Source organism: Bacillus sp. V2I10 (genome assembly GCF_030817055.1).
In the GTDB taxonomy this organism is placed as follows: domain Bacteria; phylum Bacillota; class Bacilli; order Bacillales; family Bacillaceae; genus Bacillus_P.
The window spans coordinates 4,357,769-4,375,261 of the sequence record NZ_JAUSYV010000001.1; the positions used below are offsets into that span (position 1 = coordinate 4,357,769).

Genomic DNA, 17,493 nt, shown 5'->3' on the forward strand with positions numbered 1-17,493 from the left:
GAAGCTCAATTTCACTCTTATTATATACGAACGATAGGTAAGTATCAGAATTTTCTACTCAATTTGACCGTTTATTGAAAAACAATAAAAACATAGCAAAAATGGCAATATCGCTATGTTCTTTTAGCTTCTATTAAATAACCTTATTTTGTTTAAATTCAAAAATTTGTTCTTTACTATAACCCAGCTGCTGCAGAATTTCGTCAGTATGTTCTCCATATAGCGGAGGGTATTTATTCATAGTTACAGGAGTTTTCGATAGTTTTAGAGGAGATCCTGTTAATTGAAGGTCTTCAATTAGCGGATGTTTCATTTTCACCACCATCTCTCTAGCTTTTATTTGCGGATCATCAAACATTTCTTTTATTGTATTTATAGGACCGTTTGGTATTCCGTTACTATCAAACAGTTCCTTCCATTCCTTTCTTGTTTTCCTTTTTAAAATATCTTCACATATCGTTATTAATCGATCCTTATTTTGAATTCTCGCTTCATTATTGCAAAACTCTTTCATGTCTGCTAAATCCGGTACTCCCAATTGACTTGTAAACCTTCGAAATTGATCATCGTTTCCAACGGCAACGACGAAATCCCCATCCAATGCAGAGAACAACTGATAGGGTACAATATTTGGATGCTGATTTCCCAATCTTTCAGGCTGGGTCCCGCTGCATAAAAAATTACTGGCCACATTGATTAAAGAAGCGACTTGACAGTCCATTAATGAAATATCGATTTCCTGCCCCTCTCCTGTTCTTTCTCTGTGATACAAAGCTGTCATAATTCCTATGCATGTATATAAACCGGTTAAAACATCAGCAATTGCAACCCCCACTTTCACAGGTTTTCCTTCTGGTTCACCTGTGATGCTCATTAATCCGCTCATCGCTTGAATCATATAATCGTAACCAGGTAAATCTTTATATGGACCATTTAATCCAAACCCTGTAATGGAAGCCATGATTAGTGCAGGATTACTCATTTTTAATTGTTCGTAGCCTAAACCCATTTTCTCTAATGTACCTGTTTTGAAATTTTGAACCACGACATCACCGGAAGATACAAGATGATAAAAAATTTCTTTTCCTTTCTCTGATTTAAGATTAAGAGTTATGCTTTGTTTATTTCTGTTAGCGCATAAATAATATGCACTCTCCCCATTAACAAATGGCGGCCCCCAGGCTCTTGTTTCATCACCAGATTCATGATGCTCAATTTTAATAATGTCTGCCCCTAAATCACCAAGGACCATGGTGCAAAAAGGGCCAGCTAACACACGTGATAAATCAATTATTTTTACTCCTTCTAATGCTCTTCCCATTTTATCTGCCTCATTTCTTTGGATTATGACATAAAAAAGAGCCAGTAAAACAAGCAATGTGCAGACATTGCCGTTTCACTGGCTCTTAGCTCAGGCTCGTCTTCCCGCAAAAGAAGATCAAATGAATAAGGTGCCATTTTTATTTAGTATTCATTCTATCGATTATTCCGGCTATGCAGCAAGGTTTTTGCTGTCATCGGATTGGTAATGTTATTATAGCTGAATGTTCTGAATTTTTCAATCCGATAAAAAACAGAAATGAATGCAACCATTAATTTCAGCTTAAATGATTGGCGGCTAAGATATATGAGAGGATATAATAGACATCAGTAATATACATAGGGAGGCAGCTAAATGAGACTATTATTAGTAGGTGCAAGCGGAACAATCGGAAATGCGATTTTAAAAGAATTTGGCAAAGATCATGAAATCATTCGCGCAGGCCGGAATGGCGCAGACGTGGAAGTAGACTTCACATCTCCCGAAAGCATAAAAAAGATGTATGAAACTGCAGGTAAAGTAGACGCAGTTATCAGCGCCGCGGGAAGAGCACAATTTGCACCTCTTGAAGAACTAACGCCTGAATTAAATGAAACAGGGATCATGAGCAAATTAAAAGGTCAAATCAACCTTGTCTTACTTGGTATTCCTTTTATAAACGACGGCGGCAGTTTTACCCTGACCAGCGGAGTGATGATGGATGATCCGATTCTTAAAGGAGCTTCTGCAGCCATGGCCAACGGAGGAATTCAGGCTTTTGTCAGAGCATCAGCCATCGAAATGCCTCGCGGGATCCGCATCAACAACGTAAGTCCAAATGTCCTCATTGAATCAATGGATAAGTATGCTGATTTTTTTCAAGGCTTTAAAGCTGTTCCGGCAGCGGATGTTGCGCTTGCCTATAAAAAGAGTGTCCTTGGTGCACAAACCGGCCAAACTTATAAAGTGTATTAAAAGCAAAACGGCAGCCGACAGGCTGCCGTTTTGCTAAAAGCTTGAGATGCCGCTCCACTCCTGAAAGCGATATAGAAACCGAAGTCCAAACGAATCATCTGCAAAGACCTCATAATTTTCTGTATAAGTACCTGACTCGTTAGTCCAGATCGTATGGAAATACTCTTCGATATCTGCCATCATACCAGTGCCCTCAGGACCAGTTATCTTTAAATCCGTTTCAAGGTTAAAATCACCCAGATTCCGCTTTGTGAAATTTGCGGAGCCTCCAATCACTGTTGCCTCTTGATCTCTCTCAAAAAAGACCAGCTTTGTATGATACTGTTCCCCATTTGTTTTGTACCATCGCACTTTAATCTTTTGATCAGATTCCGTAACCAGTTCATGAGCAACAGGTCTGTTTGGGACACCATTCTTTTCGCGTCCAAATGCATCTTTGTTGGCATCCAGGATCAGCTTCACATCAGCCCCTCTTTTTGATGCTGCAAGCAGTTCTCCTACAATATCGCGGTCTGATAAATAAAACGCTCCAACCGTAATTTTCTCTTGTTTTTGCGTCTTTTTCAGTTCATCAAGCAGATGTTTTTTAATTTTACCTTCTGTCAAAAGCTGAACATCATACTCACCGGATTCTGCCTGCTCGAAAACAGCTGCGCTTTCGGCAATCTCTATCTCTGCCCCTGAAAGGTCCGCTACGGCTTTTTCTGTTTGAACAAGTTCCCTCAAAATGTCACCTTTGACGAGAAAAGCAATGTTGGAATGCAGCGAGCTGCCGTCATGCGGATTGGCAGAAGTAACAAGTCCCTCTTTCTCGTTCACTACTACTTTTCGGTGATTGGCTTTAAAGTTCAGAAGATCCAGATATGATCTCAGCGTGACATCTGGAGAGTCCGGACTAAAGGCATTTGGAATCCAGCCGCTGCCAGACGTTCCAAACCATTGAAGAAACGTCCGGTGCCCGCCTGAATAAAAAGGATTGGAATCTCTCAGCGGCTTCAAATCCGTAAACACAACCTGGATCCCCTGTTCCTTCAGTTTTTCTGCAATTTCAGACGGATATGAACCGTAAAAGGTATTTATGCGATCTGTAATAACCGTTATTTCAACTTCTTTGTCCTGCTGTTTTTTTTCTATTAATGCCTCCATTAAACTCCTTGATAAAGCAGGGTAGCTCGCGGAACGGTCGTATTCATCGTTAAACAGGAACATATCTATCAGGATAAAATCGTCAGCTTCGTCAATCATGGTTTCAATCTGATTAAAAATAACCTGATCATGTGTGATGCTATCTCCATTTTCAAAGGTAAGATCATATAAAAACTCAACCTGACCGGAAGAATGAATGTCCCCTTCATGCGAAATCCCTGCGGGAAGGGGTTTTGAATAATGATAAACAGCGATACATGCACTAAGCAGCATCAAGAACAGGACAGATCCAAGAAAAAGCTTCCTCTTTCGTTTTTTTATAATGACTGGTTCTGTAACATTTGGTTTTGTCATGGTGTAACTCCTTTTTACTGAATATATGGCTAAATAAGTATATTCTCTAAAAATTGAAGTTACCCTTCTAAAAAAGTAAAACCGATCTGTTTCGTCAGATCGGTTCTAAAAAAAATTATTTTACTGCTGCGAGTTCAGAAGGCTCTGATTCCTGGCCATAAGCATCAATTGCAGGTACGTAATAAATGTGATCTGCTGCATTTTCATCGAGCTCTTTCTTTCATGCGATGAAATACTTCCGACTTTTTTAAACTTACTTCCTGTTTTATCTCCCTTGTAACTAAGTCTGCCCTCAGTTGAGCGGCTGGTGTATTTACTGTCGGCTTCATTTCTTCTGCCTTGGCAGTTCCGAATGCTGGAACGAGTAATGTTAAGCTAAGTGCAGGTACTAGTAATTTCTTGATTTTCATGAGTACACTCTCCTTTAAATGGTAGTAGATGAAAGTTCTTTTTGAACTTCTTGTTTAGAATAACGAGCGTCCTTTTCATATGGATCACTTTTTTGTCTATTTTCTTTTTTTGCTATAAAATGACTTGAGAGATGATTAAGCTGTGATTAAAACTGCGGGGGACTCAGAGTGAATAAACCGACGATTTTGATAATAGATGATGAAGAACCGATGAGATCATTGATTAAGACCTTTTTATACAAAGATGGATACGCGGTATTGGAAACTACTAATGGTCTGGAAGGCCTTGAATTGATTTCAAAGAAAGAACCTGATCTTATCCTTGTAGATGTGATGATGCCTTTTATGGATGGATTTGTTTTTGCAGAAGAATTGAAGAAATCTTATAACATCCCTCTCATCTTTTTATCTGCCAAAGGAGAAGAATGGGATAAAATTATTGGGCTTAAGCTTGGAGGGGATGATTATATTGTTAAACCTTTCCATCCCGGGGAGCTGCTTGCGCGGATTGAATCCGTGTTAAGAAGAGCCAATTACTCAACCAAGCAGAACACAGAATTATCTATAGGTCCGCTCGTTCTGGATTCCATGGCCTTCCGTGCCTACATACATGGTATGCCGCTTTCCTTAACACTGAAAGAATTTGAAATGCTGTCACTTCTCGCAAAAAATAAAGGGACTGTTTTTTCCCGTGATCAGCTTTTGCAGTCTGTTTGGGGAGATGATTACAAAGGCACCGGCAGGACAGTCGATACTCATATTAAAACCCTGCGGCTAAAATTAAAGGATGAGGCAAAGCTGATTCAGACTGTATGGAGTGTAGGGTATAAGTTTGAAGCCTGAGAATTGAGCAGCAGAAAAAAGCAAACGACCGATTGATATAACGGATAAAACGCCTGCTTCAGTCTTTTGGGAATCATAGTGGGCGGTTGATTACTCGGAACTCGCTTACTAAATGGTTTGGGGAATCATTGAAGGCGGCTGATTCTTATGATACGGTTCTCCGCACTAGTTTAACTGGCGGATTTCCATGCAATGCAAAGTTAGAAAACAAAAAAGGTGATACATAAACTTGTATCACCATTAAATATACTTTTTCAAAAACACCTCTATTTATTATTATGTTTACCGAAACCTTTATTGCAATTGGAGTAAGTAGAATTGGAAACTAGAATTCCCCCCTCTATCTACCCTTTAAATACAGGGTTTTTACCTTTTGTAAAAAGAAAAAAGTGCACGAACCCCTATGATATAAGAGATTTATCTTGTCTTTCGTAAAACAGCCTTTAGATAATACGTGCTGTGACAATGCCTGCAATCTTGTAGATTTTTTCCTCCAAACGGGGAATGATATCGCTCGTTACATTATTATCAATGTCAATCATTGTATAGGCATATTCCCCACGACTTCTGTTCACCATATCTGCGATGTTTAAATCATAGCTTGAGATGGCTGAGGTAATCTTTCCAACCATGCCAGGAACATTTTGATGGAAAGCTGCTACACGTTGCTTACCTGTATATGGAAGGCAAGCGTTTGGAAAATTCACAGAGTTTTTAATGTTTCCTGTCTGCAGGAAATCCCTTATCTGGCGACCCGCCATAATCGCACAATTTTCCTCAGATTCTTTTGTTGAGGCACCAAGATGTGGTATAGACACAGTATTTTTCATTTTCAATACATTTTCATTTGGAAAGTCTGTAATATATTTACCCACTATCCCGCATTCAAGTGCAGCCTCCATATCCGTTTCATTCACAAGCTCTCCCCGCGAGAAATTCAAAATATGAACACCTGGTTTCATAATGCTAAATGTTGCTTGGTTAAACATTCTTCTTGTATCCTCAGTTAATGGCGTGTGTACTGTAATATAATCAGCGCTTGCAAACAACTCCTCAATGGTTAAAGCACGTTTAACATTACGCGATAAATTCCATGCTGTATCAACAGAGATAAACGGGTCAAATCCAATCACATCCATGTCTAAAGCAATCGCATCGTTCGCAACAAATGCACCAATTGCACCTAATCCAATTACACCTAGAGTCTTACCCTTAATTTCTTTTCCTGCAAATTGTTTTTTTCCTGCTTCCACAAGCTTTGGAACTTGTTCCCCTTTACCTTCTAAGGTCTTTGTCCATGAAACACCGGCAAAAAGGTTTCGTGATGAAGCCATTAATGAGGTTAAAACCATCTCTTTTACAGCATTAGCATTTGCACCAGGGGTATTAAAAACCACTATTCCTTGCTCTGTACATTTGTCGACAGGAATATTATTGACACCTGCCCCGGCCCGTGCGATTGCTTTTAAATTATTACCGAATTCCATTGAATGCATATTGAAGCTGCGAACAATAATCGCATCAGGATTTTCACAGTCATTATCGACCGTAAAGGTATCCTTATGAAATACATTTAAACCTCCTTCTGCAATATTATTTAATGTTTTAATTTTTTTCACTTTGTCTAATGTTATTAGGCTCATTTTTTTTCTCCTTTTTTTATTATAATTTTTCTAATAAACAAAAAGAGGTAAGGGATACATCCCTTACCTCTGCCCAGGCGAACGGCTACGACACTATGTGCTCCCTCGCGGTTATCCGCGTTTCGCCAGTTACACATAGTCTTTTCATTTCTTCCATTCTATCAATTTCTTTACCAGCCTTCAACAAAAAAATGTTCTTATTTAGATTTTCTTACTAATAGAAACCTCATTTACTTATGATACGGTTCACCGTGATGTGTCTAAATGAGTTTTTTCAATCTTCCTTCGAGAATTTTTATGCGGTAGGTGTAGAAGGCTTATTGTCCTTCCTTACATCGATTAAGATCATATTGTCTTTCTCCCCCTCATGTTAAGCATTCGTTAAACCTGAAAAAAATAATCGTTTGTGCCCTTGCATTTATTACGACATCGTAGTATTTTATGAATAGAAATCTAAATCTAAAGGTGTGGGACATGGAACAATTGCTCGATCTTTTACTTAAAAACGGAATTAAACCCTTGAGCTACTTACCTAAAGCAGCTGAATTAGAAAAAAAAATTCCCCGCACAGATTTATCAGCCTTAGTCCTTTTACTACTGAGGGAACAGCTTACAATGTCAGAATTAGCTTCTGACTTAGGTGCACCGCTGAGTACAATAACAAGTATGGCCAAACGCCTAGAAAAAAAGGGCTGGATTGAGAGAAAGAGCTCTCCCAATGATCAACGGGTTATTTTTGTGAGCTTAACTAAAGAAGGAAAAGAACTGGCTAAGCAGGCTAACGAGCTGATAGAGGAAGTGTTGAGACGAATCCAAGCTACTCTGACAGAGCAAGAATTAGAGCAATTTTTGTACCTTGTTATTAAGGTAGTTAAATCTTTGCAATCATCTGAAGAGGGAACAAGTTCAGCAAAAGAAAAGAAGCCTCTTATTCGAAAAATCTCCATTGACGAGTAATACTAAATATCAAAGAGAAGTAAGATGAATAAATATAATAAAGATGAACATGTTATATGCACTTTGTTCATCTTTATTATAACCAAATACTACGATATCGTAGTAAATATCAATGATAAATTAGAAAAATTTGAGGTGAAGAACATGAGAATTATAGTGTATACGGGAAAAGGTGGAGTAGGAAAAACAAGTATTGCCGCCGCAACAGCTGTTCAATTGGCAAAGCAAGGACTACGGACGCTTGTCATGAGTACAGATGCAGCCCATAGCTTATCTGATTCCTTTGACCAGCCCTTAAGTGATCAACCTCTTCAACTTCATGAACGTTTATGGGGAGTCGAAGTAAATAGTTTACGAGAAACAGAACGTAACTGGGGAGCTGTCCAGCAATGGTTGGGTGGAATAATGAAATGGGCTCAGCTAGAGGACATCGGTTCAGAGGAGATAATGATTTTTCCAGGCATGGAGGAACTATTTAGCCTGATGCAAATAAAAACTCATGCTCATAGCGGAGAATATGATGTCATCATTGTAGATTGTGCTCCTACAGGAGAAACTCTAAGGCTCTTAAGCTATCCCAATCTACTAAAGTGGTGGCTAGAAAAAATATTCCCTTTTGAACGTCGTCTCATTAAGGTCATCCGACCAGTTAGTAAAATGGTCATGGGTGGCATAGAATTGCCCAATGATGATGTGATGGACAGTATTGAACGTTTTGTTCGAGAATTAGAAGAGATGAATAAAATCCTCTTAGATGAAAAAGTAACCTCAGTAAGAATTGTCTTAAATCCTGAAAAAATGGTCATTGCCGAATCGAGAAGAGCATTTACTTATTTAAATTTATTTGGCTTTAATACGGATGCCATTATCGTTAACCGGGTGATTCCAAAGGAGGCTAGAGAAGGATTTTTAGCCAATTGGCATCATATTCATGAACGCTATGATGAAGAGATTAAAGCCTGCTTTGCCCCCCTCCCTATTTATCGGATTCCTTTGATGCCTTCAGAGGTTTCAGGAAGGTTACAGCTGGAACGGCTTTCTACTGCAGGATTTGGAGAGACAGATATGTCCTGCATCTTATTTTCTGGCAGAACAGAGCAGGTTCGTAAAGAAGGAGGTCAATATATCTTAGAAATTCCCCTCCCTTTTGTAGGTAAAGATGAAGTAGAGCTTTCCCAAAAAGGAGAGGAGTTAATCGTTCAGATTGGAGCCTATAGGAGAAAGCTAGTTTTACCCCGTATCCTTATAGGGAGATCTATTGAAAGTGCTCGCTTAGCCGACCATATATTAGCCCTTCGTTTTTCAGAAAGAATGACTCAGTTTCAAGAAGGAGAGGAGTTAAAATGAAAAGAGAAAAAAATCAGCATGTCTTACAAGCTATTTTAGAAGCTAAAGAGCTGCTCTTAGAAAGTATGATTCCGAAAGAGTCACAGATTCATTTTCGTCAGGCTAATAAAGAGATACTGATTGGGATCCGTGCATGGATTGATCATCACATTATGGAGATGGAGCATAGTGCTAAAACAGGAACATCTATGTCTTCCTCCAACCATCAAACCGTGCAAAAGATTAAGATATCTGATTATTAAGGAGGACAAGAAATGAATTGGAAAAAACAAAGTGGGATTTTACTTATTCTAACTTCTATTATTCATAATATTATCGGTATTATTATATTTTGGGAGCCTTTGGTTGACATTTTTCATGCAGGTCTGTTTAACACTATTGCTTTTCACTATGATCGGGCTACAATTTTTTGGTTTCTATTTTCAGGAGTATTGATGTTTATCATCGGGCATTTGATGCATTGGCTGGCAAATGATCTAGGAAGAGAACTGCCAAAGTTTCTCGGTTGGTATATGCTATGGATATCTATTGTGGGAGCCTTCTTTATGCCGATTTCAGGTTTTTGGCTACTCCTCCCCCAAGCCTTGATTATTCTTAAGAAATGATCTATGACTTTATAAAAAAAGAACTGAGAGCAGAAATAGATATAGTTCGAGTAGATACAAATTTAGCTACCATTATAAATATATTGGCACAGAAAACTTTAATGGAATTTATGGCAAATTATTCACAGTAAAAGTATCTAATTCCTACACAAATTGACTAATTACTTTTTCCACTCTAAACGCAGCCAAATGATTATTCACCCAAAACAAAAGAAAACCCTTCTAACTTTTAATTACCTATATTTAGGTTATGATTTGGTCTTTAACCGTATCATAACCTAAATAAGTTCACCCCAGCATCTATAATTATTTTCCTCACTTCATATAAGTAAATAATTAAAGTGTTATTATTTAAATATCTTGCATCCCAGCACCTGTATACAATTAAAAAACCTCATTTACTTATGATACGGTTCACCGTATTTAATTCTAAACTGGTAAGAGTTTGTTTAAAGAATCATTTAAAAAGAATTTATCACTTTCATATCTTCCATAATCTGGACCGATTGTTGAGCAGAACTCTTCAACTAAACTGTACTTCAATAAGAAGAGTCGACACTTTGTTAAGCAATCGCCCCCGATTGGGGAATATCATTTATGTTGTCTCATTGAAGAAAAGCACCGGTCAGTGTTATTTTCATTTTTCTTTAGTAAAATAGAAACCTGTTCCATTTTTTTGTGAAAAAAACCCTTGTTGAGATGAACTATTTTCCACCATATTTTGCTCTTCTACTGTTATATTTGTAGTAACATCTTTTCCTTCAGCTACCATACCTTCTCTACGGTCTTGTTCCTCTCTAGTAACAAGTTTGTATGTATCTGTTTGTTTTGAAAAAACTTCTGCTGATGCTTCTATCTTTTGCAAGTCTTTCGCAAAACCGATTGATACTGCTAAAACTCCTGCAAAACCAAGGGTTAAAACAAATTTCCCTTTCATATAAAAACCTCCTAATAATTTCTAGCTTGTACTAATAACATATTTTACCACAACTAAAACTATGTTACTTTAAAATTTATTTCTTCAACTAAACTCCCTCTAAAGAAAGGAATAACTCTGGATTTCTAGCTTTTTCTTAAGATTTCATCATGTTTTATTTTAATTAGACATCAAAGTTATGGATGTAAATTGAAAGTAAGGATATTTTTGGTATGTTAGAGAAAAAAGTTCTTAACGGCCTAACCACTCCTATCCAAAAAAGTGGTTACCTAGTAAAAGTATGGCTGCACTGGTGGATGTCCACATGTCTCATGGAGGTCAACCCTCCCATGTCTCACAGAGTCTTAGCTCCAAAATTCCTTCTTCCAACCTTTCCATGAGGTGGATGTCAGTGATGCTGCCCGACAGGATCAACGTCCGCACTTTAATTGTTTTACTGACTAATCCGTGCTACAAATGTCTAAATAATAAACCTTATAAAACTTAATAAATAACAAACTAAATAAACCCTAAGCTGCTTTCAGTAAAGGAGCCATATGAGGAATATCCTTCAACATTCTATCTTCACTAAATTCACATTGTTTTGTACCTATCGTAAAAAGAATTCTTATCAGCTTATTACATATCGCTATCAGCGATTGCATTTTCTTTAGAGGATTATTTTTACGTGTTGTAAAATACTCATGTAAAGCTTTAAAAGCAGTGTTCTTAGCTACCAAAGGCATCGCTACTCGGAAGAGGAGAGCCCTATTCTGGTTATCGATAACGACCGCACCTGATGAAATTGTAAATCTATTTATCATATAATCATCACTATGCCTAAATAATATATACTAAAGAAAAGCGTTATTTCCTATTATGATGTTAACAATTCAATTTAGCATGATGGGGATGTGGTGCTACCCCACTATAAGAATAGAAGTAAAATAGTCACAAAAAAATGTTGACACCGTTTCCAAAAAAGTTTAACTTTTATATACAAGTTAACTACGTGATGGAGATTCGGAGACTCACACTACAAAGGTACTTTCCAAGTGGAAGTATGTCTGTTGAAGTGTGGGTCTTTTTCTGTATTCAATATCAATTTCTTGTTAACTTCAAAATAAAGGAGGACTATATGCTTAAACTATTTAAGTCTGCCCCACCAGTTGAAAGGTTACCTGAAGACAAGATTGATTCTGAGTATAAAAAGCTTAGATTTCAAGTTTTCATGGGGATTTTCATTGGTTATGCAGCATATTATTTACTTCGTAAGAACTTCTCTCTTGCGATGCCGTATTTAACTGAAAAAGGTTTCACAACAGGGGAATTAGGTCTAGTATTGTCTGCTATTTCGATTGCATACGGGATAAGTAAGTTTGTAATGGGAACCGTGTCGGACCGTAGTAATGCTCGGTATTTCTTAGTCACAGGGCTGATTTTATCTGCTATTATTAACTTATTTATGGGATTTTTCCCCTTCTTTACATCGTCCGTTGCGATTATGTTTGTCATGTTATTTTTAAACGGTTGGTTCCAAGGAATGGGATGGCCACCATCAGGTCGTACGCTTGTCCATTGGTTTAGTGTAAGTGAAAGAGGGGGTAAAACAGCAATTTGGAACGTCGCTCACAATGTAGGTGGTGGCTTAATGGCACCACTAGCGATTGGTGGAATTTCAATTATTACGACATATTTTGGAGCAACCTATACAGGTTATGAAGGAGTATTTATATTACCAGCTTTAGTTGCAATCTTAGGAGCAGTATTATCATTTATTTTAATGCGTGATACACCTCAATCAGTTGGCTTACCTCCCATTGAAGAGTATCGTAATGATTACGCGAATAATTCTAAAAAAAGCTACGAAACTGAATTGACAACGAAAGAAATCCTTTTCAAACACGTATTAAATAACAAATGGGTTTGGGCCATTGCAATTGCGAATGTCTTCGTTTATTTCGTACGTTATGGTGTGCTTGACTGGGCACCAATATACTTAAGTGAAGAAAAGGGATTCAATATGAAAGAATCAGGTATTGCTTACTTTTTATATGAGTGGGCTGGTATTCCAGGTACACTTTTATGTGGCTATATATCCGATAAAGTTTTTAAAGGACGTCGTGGACCTGCCGGTGCTGTATTTATGGCGGGAGTATTAATCGCAGTTGTTGTTTATTGGTTAAACCCTGCAGGAAATCCAATGATAGATAATATTGCGTTAATCTCGATTGGGTTCTTAATTTATGGACCTGTCATGTTAATTGGTTTACAAGCCCTTGATCTTGTACCTAAAAAAGCTGCAGGTACTGCAGCTGGATTAACGGGTTTATTTGGTTATCTAGGTGGAGCAGTAATGGCTAATGCCTTACTTGGGTATGTTGTTCAATTTTCAAGTTGGAATGGAGGATTTATGTTATTAACGGGTTCTTGTGTTTTAGCAATTATCTTATTCGCAATCACTTGGAATATTCGAGGACAAGAAGTTATAAAACATTAATTGGTTCTCTGTGAAATGTGGTGGTGGGAGATGTATTCCACCACCTCTTTTGTGTAACTTCTTGAAATTTGTTCACAATAAAAGCCTAGCGTTTCAATTTTATTCAATAGAGTTTTTAAAAGGCATACTATCTGTTCTTTCCATTTTCATTACATCCAACATCATTAGTTATTTTAAGAATAGAATTGCAACAAACAACCATTCCGTTATGATTGAGGAAGTTACTAACAGGGAAACCATAGCATCCAGCTAACGAGGCGCCCTATTCTGGAATAACTCAGGTCGTTGAAACTGGTTCACACATATTGACCATTAGCACCTGATAGCTGAAAAACAATATATTTCTTATAACATTATTTTGACACAGAATAAACAAATACCTCTTTTCCCCATTTATTTATTACCTTTTCGATTTTCATTCCGATTCGTTCGGCAACTTTAGTAGATGGGATGTTGTTTACATCAGGTAAAGAAACCATCTTTTTTAGTTTCATTTGATCGAACCCATAACTCTTACAAGCTAATGCAGATTCCGTAGCATATCCATTTCCCCATACACGCCTAACAAAAAGATAACCGATCTCCATTTCTATTTCACCATCTACTTCTTGGGGTACAATTCCACACTGTCCAAGAAACTCTCCTGTCTCCTTATCCTCTACTATCCAGAGACCTGCACCATATTTAGCATAATTGTCTAATGTCCAGTCAATCCATTCGATAGTCTGCTTTTCGTCTTTTGTTGAAGGATAGTACCTCATAGCCTCTGGGTCTGAGAAGATTCCCATCAGGTTTTTAACATCATCTTTTTTCATTTTTCTTAAATTTAATCTTTCGGTACTTAGGACAGAGGTATTCATTTTTCTTCCTCCCATAAATTAATGTTAGTGATATTCCACATATTGCATCTAATATCCTTTCAACAAATACTTATCCCACTAACCTACCCTTAATACAATTGTTTCAAAGTTAGGTCATTACTCAGTCTTTTATTCCATAAAAAAAACGCTTTCCGTGTTCCGGAAAAGCGCCCGATAGAAAAGCATATTTCTTTAACTACCTATTTTACATAAGGAAGGATTATAGGAAATTAATTTATATACGAATCTTTAACTGAACGGCTACAATAGGAGTTTTTTGTTATTCGTAAATATTTTTTTGTATTATATTGGATGGTGATGCATTATCAAACCAGCAGCATTCCCTACAACAACACTAACAGCTACAGCAGGATTCCTAAAAGATGGATTTGTTCCCATTTGAGCATACAGGTCTTTTATAATACTTTTCCCTTCTTTGGAATTGCATACTTTTAGAATCATTTCACTAGTCGTAGAACCAATATAAGAAACTAATTCAATTTCTAGTTAACATAATGTTAACCACATAAAGATAGTAAAAAAACCAATTCCTTGAATGGTTTAAGTGAACTTCACCCCAATTGTTAGACACAAATAACAATTGGAGGTGCAGTTCAGTAAAAATGATTGGCTTTTTTCTCTCTATTTTAGTACTGGTGCTTTCCGATGCTCTGTCCCTTCCTGGTAAGAATAAGCGAGCTTAATCAAAGTCGGCTCAGCGAATTCCCTGCCAAGCATCTCCATTCCGATTGGGAGGCCGCTGTCGCTGAAACCTGCTGGAACAGAGAGTGCTGGAAAACCGGAGAAAGGGCTTAACATTGGCGCAGACCCGGATCCCTGATTTGTTCCTATCACAGCTGGCAAAGAATTTAAAGTTGGATAAACAAGCGCATCTAATTCATTTTCATTTAAGACTGAATTTAGGCTTTCTTTTGCCAGCTTAGAACGATTAGTAATGATGTCCTGATATACAGGATCATTTTCTAAGGATTCTTTATTATTTCTTGCTATCAAGCTGTTTTTAATGCTAGGGTCGTATTTTCCGCTATCGATAATTTCTGCAAGGGACTTAACAGGTGCATTTGATCCCAGGGAAGCCAAATAATCGTTGAGATCGAATTTAAATTCAAAGTTACTGAGGCTTGGATAGGAGATAATTTTATTTAGATTCGGAACAGTCACTTCTACTACATCTGCTCCGAGCTCCTCCATATCCTCAATGGCCTGGTCCATGCCTTTATTAATTTGCGGGTCATTTCCAAACAAGGCTCGCACAACTCCTATACGTGCATTCTTAAGTCCATTCTTCTTAAGATAATGTGTATAGGTTTTGGGAATGTACCCGTTACTTGCTGCGGTAACAGGGTCGGCTGGGTCATAGCCGGCAATCGCATCAAGTACTATCGCGGCATCTTCTACGGTACGCGCAATTGGTCCGCCCACATCCTGGGTAAGGGCAAGTGGAATGATACCATCACGGCTGGCTAGTCCCATCGTTGGTCGTATTCCGACCAGATTGTTAAAGGAAGCCGGAACCCGGATCGATCCTCCAGTATCTGTACCTAATCCAACTGCAGCAAAGTTGGAAGCAACCGCTGCTGCCGTACCGCCGCTCGAACCGCCTGGATACCTTGTCAGATCATACGGATTGTAGGTTTGGCCGCCAAGTGAACTGATGGTTAGGTATCCAAACGCAAATTCATGAAGATTGGCTTTCCCTAAAATAATAGCTCCTTCTTCTCTAAATTTCTTTGTTTGATAGGCATCGTCCGGTGGAACCGAACCTTCAAGCGACAGGGATCCGGCCGTAGTTGGCATGTCATATGTATCATAATTGTCTTTTAAAATTACAGGAATTCCATGCAATTTCCCACGGACTTTACCCGCTTTGCGCTCCTTGTCAAGCTGCTTTGCTTCAGCAATGGCATCTTCATCGATTGTAATGATGGAGTTGATGCTGTCATCGTATTCCTCAATTCGATCCAGATAGAATTTAACCAATTCCTCAGAGGTCAAATCCCCCTTTTGCATCGCATGCTGCAGGTCAAAGATTGATGCCTCTTCAATCTGCTCCGTAAAACGGCCTTTCTCAACTGGATTTGCTGCTTTTGGAGCTGCAGCCGCCGAAGTCGAATATAAGCTTCCCGCCAATACTAAGCTGGTCGCGAAAGTAATCGGCTTCCTATACCACTTTCTCATAGTCCAATCCCCCTTTTTAATTAAGACTCTATGAATATATCAATAGTTCTTCATAGAGTCACTACAAACGGGAGATTTCCTTACATAAAAGTGAGAGATTTAGCATTTTTTGAATTTTATCTTGATGAGGGAATAAAAAAAATGCGAACTTCCTGATAGAAGTTCGCAACTTGTGTATTAGAATTTCGGAACAAGTGTATTTTGGCTGGCAACTTTTGCAGGAACGACATTAAAATGGTTTGCTTTCTGTCTTGAAATTTTATAGCAATATGTAATTGGTCCCCTAAAAAGCTGTCCACTTCCCTGATTGTTAAAAAAAGCCCCCCACTTATTCAATTTCAATCTCAATGTTCTTAACATAAACAGCCGTACCAGAAATAGAGATATCTAATTGGTCTTGTTCTCCTTTTACATGCACATATACTCGTCCGTCTTTATTGATTTCATGCCCTTGTTCAACAATAAGCGTCGTTGGTAATCTAGTGTCTTTGTTAACAAAGGTTTTATAATAAGCCCCCATCACGCCTGAAGCCGTTCCAGTAACGGCATCTTCAATTGTACCCGAATAAGGAGATGAAAAGTGACGAGCATGCATATCGTTTTCATCATCTCGAACTTCAAAACAGATAGGATGTAAAGAAGCTTTTGGCATTTCTTTTAAAACACTCGGAAAGTTTTCTATCACTGGATTCATTTTATCAAAGCTTGCTAACTCTTTAATCGGTACAATTAACGTCCAAATTCCTGTACAGCCATAAACAATTGGGTATTTTGAATGTAAATCTTCTTCTCGTAATCCGATTGAAGCTGCTAAATCGGACTTTGAACCGCTAAAAGATTGAAACTGGGGTTTTGCATGTTGCATTGTGATAAGCAATTGATTATTTTCTTCATGAATATGTATTGGCAATACGCCTGCATTTGTTTCAATTGTAAAATGTGATTGTTCTAGTAATCCATTCATTCTTAATGCATAAACCGTTCCCATTGTCGCATGACCACATAAATTCATTTCATGTCCAGGTGTGAAATAACGGATGCGAAAATCAGCAACATCGGAAGAAACGACAAAAGCTGTTTCGTTGAAGCCTACCTTTTCTGCAATGGCTAACATTTGTTCTTCTGTATAATCCTCGCCATTTAATACGACGCCAGCCGGATTCCCTTTCTCTGGAATCGAACTAAACGCATCAATATGTTTTACGTACACTTTTGGCAAAATAAATTCCCCCTTTAATCTTCCTCCAAATCTCTCTCTGATAAAATTTCTACAACAATTGATTTCAATAAAAAAAGCGTCAATCCCTTCTTGGATTAACGCCCCCAATGTCGAGCCAATTAGTAACCCTTCCTCGCTACTGAGTACCACTGAAATAAACGTAAGTTACAACTGGCGAGACACTTAATAAAATGCCAAACGAAATAAGAAGTTTATTCT

15 protein-coding genes, 1 pseudogene and 1 riboswitch are annotated in these 17,493 nt (G+C 37.9%); of the genes and pseudogenes, 7 read left to right on the forward strand and 9 right to left on the reverse strand.

The genetic code is table 11. The features are described from left to right. Positions 1-133 precede the first annotated feature (133 nt). Positions 134-1,321 carry a CaiB/BaiF CoA transferase family protein gene (locus QFZ72_RS22205; protein WP_307437884.1) on the reverse strand — a complete coding sequence of 396 codons (1,188 nt, stop codon included), beginning with the start codon at positions 1,319-1,321 and terminating at the stop codon, positions 134-136. 354 nt (positions 1,322-1,675) lie between these two features. On the opposite strand from QFZ72_RS22205, the gene QFZ72_RS22210 reads away from it, so the two are divergent. Next, positions 1,676-2,275 (forward strand): short chain dehydrogenase, encoded by a 600-nt coding sequence (locus QFZ72_RS22210; RefSeq protein ID WP_307437885.1) that lies wholly within the window; start codon positions 1,676-1,678, stop codon positions 2,273-2,275. Between the two features lie 33 nt (positions 2,276-2,308). Here QFZ72_RS22210 and QFZ72_RS22215 read toward each other — a convergent pair whose 3' ends face one another. Both QFZ72_RS22215 and QFZ72_RS22220 read right to left on the reverse strand, forming a co-directional pair. Then, positions 2,309-3,775: a phospholipase D family protein gene (locus tag QFZ72_RS22215; protein ID WP_307437886.1), complete on the reverse strand. Its 1,467-nt coding sequence runs from the start codon at positions 3,773-3,775 to the stop codon at positions 2,309-2,311. 203 nt (positions 3,776-3,978) lie between these two features. Continuing rightward, positions 3,979-4,185, reverse strand: a complete 207-nt coding sequence (locus QFZ72_RS22220; protein WP_307437887.1) for a hypothetical protein — start codon at positions 4,183-4,185, stop codon at positions 3,979-3,981. Positions 4,186-4,353: 168 nt separating this feature from the next. On the opposite strand from QFZ72_RS22220, the gene QFZ72_RS22225 reads away from it, so the two are divergent. Then, positions 4,354-5,028, forward strand: a complete 675-nt coding sequence (locus QFZ72_RS22225; RefSeq protein ID WP_307437888.1) for a response regulator transcription factor — start codon at positions 4,354-4,356, stop codon at positions 5,026-5,028. A gap of 443 nt (positions 5,029-5,471) precedes the next feature. On the opposite strand, the gene QFZ72_RS22230 is transcribed toward QFZ72_RS22225, so the two are convergent. Beyond that, on the reverse strand, positions 5,472-6,671 hold the full coding sequence (locus tag QFZ72_RS22230) for a phosphoglycerate dehydrogenase (protein WP_307437889.1): 1,200 nt from the start codon (positions 6,669-6,671) through the stop codon (positions 5,472-5,474). A 64-nt stretch (positions 6,672-6,735) separates the two neighbouring features. Continuing rightward, positions 6,736-6,814, reverse strand: a riboswitch (ZMP/ZTP riboswitch). Between the two features lie 331 nt (positions 6,815-7,145). On the opposite strand from QFZ72_RS22230, the gene QFZ72_RS22235 reads away from it, so the two are divergent. The 4 genes from QFZ72_RS22235 (at position 7,146) to QFZ72_RS22250 (ending at position 9,580) form a co-directional block, all read left to right on the forward strand. After that, positions 7,146-7,628, forward strand: coding sequence for a MarR family winged helix-turn-helix transcriptional regulator (locus tag QFZ72_RS22235; protein WP_307437890.1), 483 nt, complete (start codon positions 7,146-7,148; stop codon positions 7,626-7,628). A 144-nt stretch (positions 7,629-7,772) separates the two neighbouring features. After that, entirely contained in the window at positions 7,773-8,975 is a 1,203-nt protein-coding gene (locus tag QFZ72_RS22240) for an ArsA family ATPase (protein WP_307439937.1), read from the forward strand. Continuing rightward, positions 8,972-9,217, forward strand: coding sequence for a hypothetical protein (locus tag QFZ72_RS22245; RefSeq protein ID WP_307437891.1), 246 nt, complete (start codon positions 8,972-8,974; stop codon positions 9,215-9,217). Before QFZ72_RS22240 ends, QFZ72_RS22245 begins: the two co-directional genes overlap by 4 nt. A gap of 12 nt (positions 9,218-9,229) precedes the next feature. Then, positions 9,230-9,580: a DUF6463 family protein gene (locus QFZ72_RS22250; protein ID WP_307437892.1), complete on the forward strand. Its 351-nt coding sequence runs from the start codon at positions 9,230-9,232 to the stop codon at positions 9,578-9,580. A 637-nt stretch (positions 9,581-10,217) separates the two neighbouring features. On the opposite strand, the gene QFZ72_RS22255 is transcribed toward QFZ72_RS22250, so the two are convergent. Together QFZ72_RS22255 and QFZ72_RS22260 are read right to left on the reverse strand one after the other, a co-directional pair. After that, on the reverse strand, positions 10,218-10,517 hold the full coding sequence (locus QFZ72_RS22255) for a hypothetical protein (protein WP_307437893.1): 300 nt from the start codon (positions 10,515-10,517) through the stop codon (positions 10,218-10,220). A 509-nt stretch (positions 10,518-11,026) separates the two neighbouring features. Then, positions 11,027-11,266 (reverse strand): annotated as a pseudogene (locus QFZ72_RS22260) (IS110 family transposase); the annotation flags it as partial. Between the two features lie 368 nt (positions 11,267-11,634). Here QFZ72_RS22260 and glpT point away from each other — a divergent pair. Further along, entirely contained in the window at positions 11,635-12,996 is a 1,362-nt protein-coding gene (gene glpT, locus QFZ72_RS22265; RefSeq protein WP_307437894.1) for a glycerol-3-phosphate transporter, read from the forward strand. A gap of 353 nt (positions 12,997-13,349) precedes the next feature. On the opposite strand, the gene QFZ72_RS22270 is transcribed toward glpT, so the two are convergent. The 3 genes from QFZ72_RS22270 to QFZ72_RS22280 all read right to left on the reverse strand — a co-directional run bounded on the left by QFZ72_RS22270 (position 13,350) and on the right by QFZ72_RS22280 (position 17,274). Beyond that, complete coding sequence (locus QFZ72_RS22270; RefSeq protein WP_307437896.1) at positions 13,350-13,856, reverse strand: GNAT family N-acetyltransferase; 507 nt, start codon at positions 13,854-13,856, stop codon at positions 13,350-13,352. 642 nt (positions 13,857-14,498) lie between these two features. Continuing rightward, positions 14,499-16,055, reverse strand: coding sequence for an amidase family protein (locus QFZ72_RS22275; RefSeq protein ID WP_307437897.1), 1,557 nt, complete (start codon positions 16,053-16,055; stop codon positions 14,499-14,501). Between the two features lie 328 nt (positions 16,056-16,383). Further along, positions 16,384-17,274 (reverse strand): PhzF family phenazine biosynthesis isomerase, encoded by an 891-nt coding sequence (locus QFZ72_RS22280; RefSeq protein ID WP_307437899.1) that lies wholly within the window; start codon positions 17,272-17,274, stop codon positions 16,384-16,386. Positions 17,275-17,493 lie beyond the last annotated feature (219 nt).

Coding starts and splice junctions, on each gene's coding strand:
- QFZ72_RS22230 (WP_307437889.1), bottom strand. CDS start 6,671: ATGAGCCTAATAACATTAGACAAAGTGAAAAAAATTAAAACATTAAAT.
- QFZ72_RS22205 (WP_307437884.1), bottom strand. CDS start 1,321: ATGGGAAGAGCATTAGAAGGAGTAAAAATAATTGATTTATCACGTGTG.
- QFZ72_RS22250 (WP_307437892.1), top strand. CDS start 9,230: ATGAATTGGAAAAAACAAAGTGGGATTTTACTTATTCTAACTTCTATT.
- QFZ72_RS22235 (WP_307437890.1), top strand. CDS start 7,146: ATGGAACAATTGCTCGATCTTTTACTTAAAAACGGAATTAAACCCTTG.
- QFZ72_RS22210 (WP_307437885.1), top strand. CDS start 1,676: ATGAGACTATTATTAGTAGGTGCAAGCGGAACAATCGGAAATGCGATT.
- QFZ72_RS22275 (WP_307437897.1), bottom strand. CDS start 16,055: ATGAGAAAGTGGTATAGGAAGCCGATTACTTTCGCGACCAGCTTAGTA.
- QFZ72_RS22240 (WP_307439937.1), top strand. CDS start 7,773: ATGAGAATTATAGTGTATACGGGAAAAGGTGGAGTAGGAAAAACAAGT.
- QFZ72_RS22255 (WP_307437893.1), bottom strand. CDS start 10,517: ATGAAAGGGAAATTTGTTTTAACCCTTGGTTTTGCAGGAGTTTTAGCA.
- glpT (WP_307437894.1), top strand. CDS start 11,635: ATGCTTAAACTATTTAAGTCTGCCCCACCAGTTGAAAGGTTACCTGAA.
- QFZ72_RS22270 (WP_307437896.1), bottom strand. CDS start 13,856: ATGAATACCTCTGTCCTAAGTACCGAAAGATTAAATTTAAGAAAAATG.
- QFZ72_RS22245 (WP_307437891.1), top strand. CDS start 8,972: ATGAAAAGAGAAAAAAATCAGCATGTCTTACAAGCTATTTTAGAAGCT.
- QFZ72_RS22215 (WP_307437886.1), bottom strand. CDS start 3,775: ATGACAAAACCAAATGTTACAGAACCAGTCATTATAAAAAAACGAAAG.
- QFZ72_RS22220 (WP_307437887.1), bottom strand. CDS start 4,185: ATGAAAATCAAGAAATTACTAGTACCTGCACTTAGCTTAACATTACTC.